The organism is Nostoc sp. KVJ20 (assembly GCF_001712795.1).
In the GTDB taxonomy this organism is placed as follows: Bacteria; Cyanobacteriota; Cyanobacteriia; order Cyanobacteriales; family Nostocaceae; genus Nostoc.
Window position 1 is genome coordinate 1 of the sequence record NZ_KV757766.1, and the last position, 10,039, is coordinate 10,039.

At 39.3% G+C, this 10,039-nt stretch carries 7 protein-coding genes and 1 pseudogene; all 8 read right to left on the minus strand.

Annotated features, from left to right (window positions below; translation table 11 throughout):
* Positions 1–394 (minus strand): annotated as a pseudogene (locus tag A4S05_RS35945) (type IV secretory system conjugative DNA transfer family protein); the annotation flags it as partial.
* Positions 395–422: 28 nt separating this feature from the next.
* The gene (locus A4S05_RS35950; protein WP_069074536.1) at positions 423–1,637 is read right to left on the minus strand and encodes a hypothetical protein; all 1,215 of its coding nucleotides are present in this window, start codon (positions 1,635–1,637) and stop codon (positions 423–425) included.
* Entirely contained in the window at positions 1,634–2,368 is a 735-nt protein-coding gene (locus tag A4S05_RS35955) for a hypothetical protein (protein ID WP_069074542.1), read from the minus strand. The genes A4S05_RS35950 and A4S05_RS35955 overlap by 4 nt, the downstream gene beginning before the upstream one ends.
* Positions 2,369–2,382: 14 nt before the next feature.
* On the minus strand, positions 2,383–3,966 hold the full coding sequence (locus A4S05_RS35960) for a TrbI/VirB10 family protein (protein ID WP_069074537.1): 1,584 nt from the start codon (positions 3,964–3,966) through the stop codon (positions 2,383–2,385).
* Entirely contained in the window at positions 3,963–4,754 is a 792-nt protein-coding gene (locus A4S05_RS35965; protein ID WP_069074541.1) for a hypothetical protein, read from the minus strand. The genes A4S05_RS35960 and A4S05_RS35965 overlap by 4 nt, the downstream gene beginning before the upstream one ends.
* Before the next feature lie 153 nt (positions 4,755–4,907).
* Positions 4,908–6,026 carry a hypothetical protein gene (locus A4S05_RS35970; RefSeq protein ID WP_069074538.1) on the minus strand — a complete coding sequence of 373 codons (1,119 nt, stop codon included), beginning with the start codon at positions 6,024–6,026 and terminating at the stop codon, positions 4,908–4,910.
* Positions 6,027–6,080: 54 nt separating this feature from the next.
* Positions 6,081–6,791: a hypothetical protein gene (locus tag A4S05_RS35975; RefSeq protein WP_069074539.1), complete on the minus strand. Its 711-nt coding sequence runs from the start codon at positions 6,789–6,791 to the stop codon at positions 6,081–6,083.
* A 2-nt stretch (positions 6,792–6,793) separates the two neighbouring features.
* Positions 6,794–9,616, minus strand: coding sequence for a hypothetical protein (locus A4S05_RS35980; protein ID WP_069074540.1), 2,823 nt, complete (start codon positions 9,614–9,616; stop codon positions 6,794–6,796).
* Between the last annotated feature and the right edge of the window lie 423 nt (positions 9,617–10,039).

The following is a 10,039-nucleotide window of genomic DNA, read 5'->3' on the forward strand; positions in this document are numbered from 1 at the left end:
CGGGAGCGCCAATTGCCGCCGTTCCTCGTTGAACATCAGGAATATAAAAAGTAGTGCCAGCGCCACTTTCTTGTTTAGCACCCTTGCATTTATGCTTACCTATGTAAAGTGCAGCACTATCACATTTGGGTGAATTTATTTGTTGTAGCGCCTTTTTCTTGGCAGCAGCAGTTTCTTTACTACCTCCCCAGTAACTAGTCGCAATCTTCTTTTTATTACTGCCATCGCCAAAGAATACTCTCATTAAAATGTAAGCAGCCAACATACTTATAATTGCTAATCCACTTGGTTTAAATAAATGATGAGTGTACTTACCAATGTCACTATGTGGATTTTGTAACTGTTCAAAATGAAATGGTTGGTTGTTTGTAGAAGTAGTCAAATTATTGCTCATCACGCAAAAATTCAGGAATTAAGAATAGTTAATTAGGAACAGTAGAGGGACTACCAAAAATAATTGGGTCTTTTTCGTGATAATTGATAAACGGAACTGGCCCAATAAAGTAGGGAGTACAAGTCCGACCAACAAAAGGAATAGTCTTGCAGAAACGGAAAAACATAGCAGTGTTAACGGAACCGCTCGATTCATCTATATCCCACACCACTTGTTTAAATGATTTACCAAAGGGATGACGACCTGTTGGCTCAAGACCACCATTAGCTACAGCTAAAATTCCATAGCCACCTTTTACTTTTTGGACTTTACCCGAAATCCATTGCGCTCCAGTGGTCTGACCAAGACCTGAAGCTTCAAAGTGGACGCAATTATTTTGATTGCAAGGGACATTAAAACCCTCTTGATAACTGCCAGAAATGCTGCGAATCCGGTTAGCTTCTATATCTCCCAATGGCAAATCTACTTGCCCAACGAAAGAAAGATCCGGCTCTGGCACATTAGGAAAATTATTCCAAGATAAATCCTTTAATCCGGGAATGTCTGAAATTAGAGTATCTTGCCAATTAGCAAATTCATCAAATGATGAGTTTTCAATCCCCGGAATCGATGTCAGCTTGTATTTAGACAAATCAATTTCATTGCCGAGAGTGATATTATCTAAATTGTAATAATTAGCAACGTTACCAATTCTTTGATTAGTGCTGATACCCATTTGGCGAAAAAAGTCAGCTATTGGTGCTACACTACTGGCTGATTGATTAGCTAAATCAGGTATAGCCTTGACTAAATCGCTAAGGGTTTGAGTTTTGATTATTCCAAAATCGTCAAGCTTTAAACCATCTAAATCAATAGCTAATGCCTGAGATATCGCCTTGAGGTTAAGCTTTTCAATATTCAGATTAGCATCTTCAAAATCTCCAAGCTCCATAAAATCGCCGATACTTTGTCCAGCTTGCCAAGTTCTAGTCTGATTACCTCTCACGGATGGGTAAGTCACATGACCAGATTCAGATACAATCATGTCTTGAAACTTCATTTTTGACCAGTCTGGAATCAAGCCATTGTTGCTACTGACAAATGGGACTTGTGCCGAGGCTTTGGGCAGTATAAATCCAATTACCTGATTCATAATTCCATATTTCCAAAAACTGTGAAGAAACAATCCTCCGAGCAATCCAAACAATATTAAATAGCGAATCGTGTCAAAACTAATTTTGGGCGAACGCTTTGATGATTTCATATTTGTCCTCCTGTTCCATTTTGTTGTCCAAGCTCGATTAATTTATTAACTAATTTAAGCGAGACACCAGCAATATCTGCCGCAGTAGGCATTTGCTCTCCAGCTTGAAAATGAGTCAAGAATTGTTCAATCCGATTGTGAAGTTCATCAGATGAGGAGAGCAAACCATTATTAATCGCTACCCTCATCCCCGCTCTGATTTGTTTTGTGGTGTTGATAGTTTGTACTAAGGGCGATAATCTCGGTCGAGCTACTAGAGAAAATGGCTTGTCGTTAATAATTGACACTTGACTATATTCAGGACGGGAATTAGATGGGGTAACTTGAAAGTGGTAAACTTTGCGCGAGCCAGAAGCAGTTTGAGTAATCACTGTAAGCAAAGTTGCACTTGTTTGCGGCAGTCCTGGAACCGGAAGCTTTTTAATCCGGCGTAAGTGAAGTAATCCAGCACTACTGTTTTGACAGTTCTGGTCGATTCCCTCTAAACAACCATCAGTGTCAATCAGAACTTGCGAGGGATCGTCAATCCACACCCGCTTCACCATCTCATTGACTTCATAAAATGAAATTGATACGCCTGAGCCATTCCAGACCTTAATTTTTTGCAGCTTGGCAGTGCTGCCACTAACCTGAGATTGCTTTATAGTGCGGACTGTACTTTGAGCATAGGTTTTGACTGGAACTAGACACACTGCCAAAAAAGCAGCAACCCCAAGCTGGAGCGCTGTCATGAGTTTTAACTTCTTCATGGCAACTCCAGAGAACGGTTCACCAAAAAGGTAATCTTCGTCCCCTGTGGGATATACCAAACATTGGGACGAGCGGTCATTTCTTGGTTAGAAGTTTCTGCACGACGAGCAATGATGTCACTAAGCTTGCCAAAAGCACCTTGTAAGAATGCCCCGCCAATATTGCGCTGGCTGTTTGAAGTCGTGCTAGAGCTAAATGTCCCTGTAGCAGAATTAATTACACTGCTACTGGAATCAGATTGATTCAGGATTGTTCCTACTTGGCCCAAACCACTGACTAATCCCACAGTCAAGTCAGAACCTCCCCCTTTCTGATCTTGGAACTGTTTAGCTAACAACGGTTTCCCGCCTTCTCCTAATACAGAAATTGCACCGCTACTAATTGGGTACTCAGTGTTATCTTTGATAATGCTGGTGACTTGCACACTTACATAAGAGCCACCATTAACCTGTAGGGGTTCAACGGCCAATAAAGTGCCTTTATGAATTGCCACATTTCCATAGTTGTCATGCAAATCAGCCGTTAATCTAGCAACATAGCGTTTACTATCATCTGGATTTTGCTGTTGTTGGAAGCGATTTTCGCTTTGCTGCTTGACGACTGAAGTCACTAAAATACCATTTGCGAATTCCCCAACAACTAAATAGCGAGTTTTACGCTGTTGCAGAATTTGGTTTTCTTGAGACAAGTAATTACCATCTGCTACTTGTTTATCAGATTTAGAATCGGCTAACCAACGAGGGCGAATTTTCTCAATTTCTGTGGATGTACTGTTAGAGAAGTTAGGGCGTGTTTGCTGTGTTGTATAAGCACTATTGGGTGGCTGTACTTTAATTTGTGTTGTATTCGGTGTTTGAAAGGATGTCGCCTCTGTTGATATCTGCTGGTTATTTGAAGTAGGTGTATAAGCGATTTTTCCGTAAGATCCTAAGCTGCGAAGTCGATTAAATTCAGCTATCACGTCTGTTGGCGTTTCTGTTTTCGGCGTAACAGTCCTAACAGGATTACTAATTCTTGGCAATGTTTGATTACGAGGTGGTGATGAAATAGTCTGGTTAGTTCTACTCGGAACGTAATATCGTCTAGGGCTATAACTTTGTGTTTGTGCCACAGGTCTAGCTGTTGGTGTTGGTGGTGAAGCTGCAACACTCACAGGTTTATTATTAACTTTAACTTCCTGCTTACTCTGATTAATCTTATTTAATTCATCTTCTTGCTGATTCAGCGCTAACTTAGCGTAAACATCCCCATCTGTTTGCTCAACTTGTTCTTTATTTCCTGAAGACCTTGGTTCTTCAATAGTTTTAGTAGCATCGCGGCTATTAGGATTAAAAATGCCATTCAGCAGCCAAAATATAGCTAAGAAGGTCAATCCAAAAGGGAGTGCTATGACCAACAATCTTGACCAGGGAGAAGTGATTACCGTATGTTTAGTTATGACTGATGGACTATCTAATTCTTGCTCTGATGTAATTTCCTTTGGACTGGAATCTGAACTCATTGCTGAAGGTTTTAAGTCATCATCTATTTTGAGAAAATCATCTACAGTTGATGAGCTATTAATCTGAGTATTTGTCATTGTCTGTTAGCCAAATTTAAATCAACGATTTCCGTAATTTCTAATCCAGGTTGCCTGATTTGATAAATTTTCTTTGCCAAAGCAGTAGTATCATTGGGGATATTTTGCGGCGTACTAATGGCTTGTACAGTAATAGTTTTGTTAAAGGATATACCTTTGCCTGCATTATCAAGTTTTGTAAAAGTAACGAGAGTAGCTACTAAATCTAGTGACCATTTACCATCTTTAATTTTGCGAGGTGATGAAATGAAGCGGGGAATTAAAGAAACTTGTGTATCACCGTTAAACACCCCTGCTGGGGTCATTTGAGCTAGCTTACGCAAAAATGCTGTCCGAAAATCTTGATTATCACTAATAGTAAATGCAGCTTCATAAGAAGAAGTAGTTACCCTGCCATTAGAGCGTTCAGTTCTACCGACATCTATCCCAGTATCTGGTTTAGTAATGGGTTCTCCTTTTTCATTAAAGGTTTGAACAAGTCCATCCCAGTTAAACATCTTGATAAATGTGTTAGAAATAAACTTTTTAATAACTTCATCTGAGCGTTCATTCGGCTCTACTGCTTGGGCAACAACTGATTCTCCTGATGACAATTGCACTAGTGCTAACTGCTTTTTACCTAAACTACTGACTGCCCCATAATTAAGGATTTGTAGTAACAAAGAGAACAAAGCCATCGAAAATCCAGCCAGTGAAATTATTCCGATTCTAGTTGGGACAGATTTGTTATATTGCAGAAGCTGTAACGGCTCTGGTTTCGCCTTTGTACCATTCTTTGTATTAAACATTGTCGGTTTGTTGAAGAGGGAACAGGGAACAGGGAACAATAACAAAGTTTGTGATTGTAGCTTTTTAATAAGAGCAGTAATCATTCGACTCTCTTCTCGATTTAAGAGGGAACAGGGAACGCGCAACTCTTAATATTCTGTTCCCTCTTCCTACTATTTACTGAATTTTGATACTAGACTGCCACCAGATGTTGCTATAGCTTTAGTAGCATCAATAGCGATTGTGCTATAGGTTTCAGCCGCTTTGTTGATTTGTTGAAGTACAGCTAAACCACCACCAGCCGCCAATCCAGTTGCTAAGAAAGGAGCAAAAATCCCAATCGTAAAAAGAAAGAATAGAGGTTGATCTGCTCTAGAGGTAGCAATCAATTGTCCGGCTAATCCGGCAATTACGTTGAAACAAAGTTTCGCCATTCCTACAGCGAAATAACCCGTAAGCCAAGTAAAAATTGCTTTTCCACCATAAGGTAATAAAGAACCACCCACAGCCAAAGGGCCGATAAGTGCCGTCAACAACATCGTTAATTCAATCGCCCATTGATAAGCTCCGTTCAAGCCAATCAGTACAATGGAAACAATTTCGATGACCGAAGAACCAATATAAGCACTGAAAGGAGAAAGTATTACTTGTATAGGATTAGCCCCACCTTTAATTGCCTCTATTGGAGCTTGAATAATTCTGTCTATTTTTTGGATGACCCATGAAAACGGGCCACTTTCACCAGTAAAATAACTCGGATAATCTTGTTGAAGTCTATCCTTCGCATCCGACAAACATTTAACAGATTCTTCTGGACTTAGAGACGAGGTTTTACAATTTTCTATTTCTTTACCAATAGCCTCACGCACCGCTTGTACACCCAAGGCTTTTTGATACGCAGCCCTTAAGTCAACACCTTTTGCTGTACGTGTTAATACAATCTGATTGACATTATTAATGTAATTTCTGATTCCAAGAGTACCTGACCCTAAAACTTTGCCATTATTTGCTAGAAGTACTATAACTATCAGCACCCAGATAAAATCTGTGTATGCACGTTGTTCATCGCCTGAGAGCATTTTCTTTGTCCACTCAACCATGAAAAAAACAAATGTCGCAACGGCGAATAATACACCTACATCGCACATAGCAATATATAAATCACCTGTGATAGTTTCTTCCCAAGTTTGATTGAAACCTTGAGCAATAAAATCTGCTGTATTACTTGCTTGTTCTAATAAATCTGCACCAGCAAATTGAGATTGAGCGAATAAGTAATTTTTTGAAAGCATAAGGGTGAATTGATGATAAGGAATCAGGAAGATGTTAAGAGTTTCCTGTCCTGGTTAATTTTCTTGCGTTGGATCTAAACGAGATATACCGATAAGTTCATGGGTCAAAGAAAGAGTACCTAATTCATTCAAATCTTGTTTTTTGCGTGCATTTGCTGTGTTTTCTGCAACTTGAGTCAGCATGAGATTGGAGTATGAATTATCCTGCCTTGCTTGCAATGAATCAGTGCGCTGTTGTGCCAACATGGAAACTACCAGACCATTTTGAGCGGCGATCGCTTTCAGGACATTTTGAGAAGCATCCATGTCTTGAGCTTGGTCAGCAATGGTTTTCGCGTCTTGAGCTATTTGTGTTGTTTTCTCTATTTTTTGAGACGTATCTGCTTGCCCAGTTTTACCTACAACACTGATGATTGAAGCTCTTGTGAGTTCTCGCTCTAAATCTTGCCCCTTTTCCTTGGCGACTGGTAAAGAGTAAGTATCAGCAATCCGATTTTTGAGTTCATCGCTACTAGCAATCGGATCTGGCGCTCCCATCTCTCCGACAGTATTATCAATTGCAGCTTGAGCATCTTTCTTAATCCCAGCCCAACTTTGATCTATTTGCAATTTTGTCCAAGTTTGGATCTGGCTTACTTCACCTTTAATATCATCAACTAGAGAGCTAAAAAAATCACTAATGACTAATCCATAACTGGGTGTAGCTAGTAATAAACTTACTACAGTAACAGAAAGTAGTACAGCAACTTTTTGACGATTCTTCATAGTTAAGCCACCTTTGTTTTTTCTAATTGAAACATGAGTTTTTTACCTTCCTCAGACAACTCTTCTGATCGAATCATCTTGATATAATCCTCAGTAAACTTGACCATTCCTAACAAAGGATTATCTTGATAATTTTTCAGAAAAAGAGTCCGTAATTCTTGCTCGTGCGGATTGTTGGCGACAGATGCCAGTAAACAATGGGCGGGATAATAACGGCAAAAAGTTAGTTTACCGTTATCATCAAGCAACCATTGAGAATAAATTCCCGATTTTTGGGGATAGAAAGCTTCTGTACTGTTAACTCGAATGATTTCGGCAGGATATTTAAATCTCTCTATGAATGGGTCTACTGCTGAGGTTTGTATCCTCCCGACTAATCTAGTGCCAATATTTGCAAAAATCTTAGATGCTGCCTTGCTTTGATAAATACTCTCTGGCTCTTGGGCAGATAGGATTACGCGAATTCCCGCTTTTGCACCATTTGCACACAATCTACCAATCAAATCTGCAATTGATTCAAATTGAAATAAGATTGGTGCTTCATCGAGGAAGAAGATACTGACTTTCGATGCTAACGCTCGTCTGAGTGCAGCAGCATAAGCGCTCAGAGCTAAGATGGCTGCATCCGCTTCACTTGATAAATTTCTTAATGCAAAAACAAGTAATTTTGCATCAGTTCTAAAACTAGAAGGGCGAGAAATTGACTGTCCAACTCTTGTGCTTAACCAGTAACTAAGTCTCAGTCGAATTTGTTCTAAAGCTGACATTATATCTCGACTGTTACTGGCAATAGAATCTAATTTAACAAAGGCTGGGGAACAGTATTTGTAAAAGTCTTGCAGTGTTGGAGTTTCTGTCCATGCCTTAGTTCCCACTCCTGATAAGAGCGCTAACTTATAGCGCATTTTGATTTCATCATCGTTGAAAAATATTTTTAATGTTAAAGCAATGATTGATTCAATATTGGTAATCATCCCAGGACTAACCCCAATCATGCTAGTTCCAATCACCATTGTCATTAACACTGATTTCAAAAACTCCTTGAAATCATTCAATCTTTCATTGATAATTTCTGGTTCTAGCCCTTGCAAATTCGGTAACTCAAAAAGATTGTTGTATTCTTTAGAAATATCAAAGTAAGCCCCGTCTTTCCCCAACAAATTAGTGTAGTCAGTGAAGGTAGATGTACCATCTGGTTTGGGGTAATCTAAAGCGACAACTGGGATATCTTGGGCAAGTGCTGGTGTAAGAATTCCAGCCACCAGTACTGATTTCCCCGAACGAGTTGCACCGAAAACAGCTAGATTCTTGTGATTTTGGTACAAGTCTAGATATACAGGTGTTCCGCCCTCTTCTGCAATTAACTCAAACCCAGTCCGATCTCCTGTGGCTGTGCGGATCAAAGGCATCAGCCCTGGTGCTTCGGAACTAAAATATGGCAGTCTGCGGTTAAAAGGCTTGGTTAACAGTGGTTCCCAAACAAATGGACAACACTGCAACCATGTCTTCCAGGCGTATTCTATCTCCCGGTCAACTGCCGCCGGACGCAAGAAGTAACTCGCAAGGTAACGGCAAGCTTCATCTAAAGAGCGTGTTGATTGACGGTGTACCAGAAAAACTACAGCCGTGTGTACGACAACATTTCCTTTGTAAATCGTCTTTTGAGCTTCTACTGCTGACTCAATATTCAGTCCCGACTTGACATCAATATTACCTTTATCACTGGATAATGTCGTAGAAGTAATCGATTGTTTAGTTAGTCTTTGCAGATTAGTTTTTGTGATTCCTTGGTTAGCTTTCGTAACTTGACAGATGATTTCAGTATCGAAAATACTATCTCTAGATATCAGTGACCAGAGATATCTTAGTTGTCCCTGTTCGTCTATCCAGCCCCCTGGTTTTTGACTAAAATTCAGCGCTCCAATATATTTATCTTGGATTTTTACCCATTGACGATCCAAAAATGGTAAAGACTGCTCATCTTCTAGTAAATGATGCCGGATGTGAAAATCGCTTGTTTGGGTTTCAATTAGTCCATTTATTTCATCTATTTTTAAGGGATTTGGGATTGCTGTTGGTGGAGAATGGTTAAATTGCTGCCAGATTACCGTCCAGAGTTCTTCAGGACTCAAAGCTTTAATCCCTAATTTCATCTTATTACTCAGCAAATTCTCCCATGATTGAAAACCAGCATTAAATGAATTTTGCAGAATATTTTCAATCTTGGTATTATTAATGTAGTGAATTTCTCCAGTGAATTTGTACCAGAATTTCTCCAATTGTTTAATAATAGACTCAACAAAATCTTGATTTCGTGACTCATCAGAAGCAACAGTATAAGTACACCATAACCTCAAGAATTTGTTTTTTCGGATTCCACTTTTGGTTAATCCTTTGATTCGTAATCTTTCACTACGAATCAAGAGTTTAAGTTGTTCGACTGAACAAGTATTCTCAATTTGCTTAAGTTCTTGTTGCCGTTCATAATCCGAAGTAAATGAACCAAAATGTATGGTCATTGATTCTTGCTCTGGGATTTCCTTAAGTCCGGCTTCTATCCCCTCGAATATCGGTAATATTTGTTCATTGGCTAAATTTGGATGAATCCCTAAACAATCAAAACAAAATTTAATCTGAATAGATTCACCTTTTTTGAGAATCAATGCACCTATGCCTTTTCTCCCGCCTAAATTCAAGTTGCAAATCCCTGCTAAATGAATAATGTCCTCAAAGGGAGTCAAGACTTTAGCAAACTCAATTTGCTCTTTTTCTAATGTTTTCTTACCTAATTTATCTGGATATTTAGATGGTTTCGGAGTTTTCATTATGAAAGCACAAATTATCTACTATTGGTGGATGATTCAAATTATTTACTGTTACAAAACAGGGAACTCTTAACTCTTAAGTGGGAACGGTAGAAAATGAGAAATTCAAGAAGAATTCAGGAGCAGAGCCGGAGATGCTACGAAGCACCGCTTTTTCGGTCTATTACATTCCTGAATTATGACCCAACTCTTGGAGAAGCTACGCCCTAAGCGTAGCTATGCCGCAGGCTTTACGACAAGCTCAGGGCATCGCCCCTGACGGAGTGAATTTTGACTCTCAACCTACTTCTTTAATTCTGGGAATTCCTCTGTTGCCTGTTCCCTATTCCCTTTTAATTCTGATTTTTGTATTCTTTTTCAATGTTTTAAAAGGCATATAACCTCTACTAATTCGTGGTACACCGATAAATTTTCCCAAAAAAT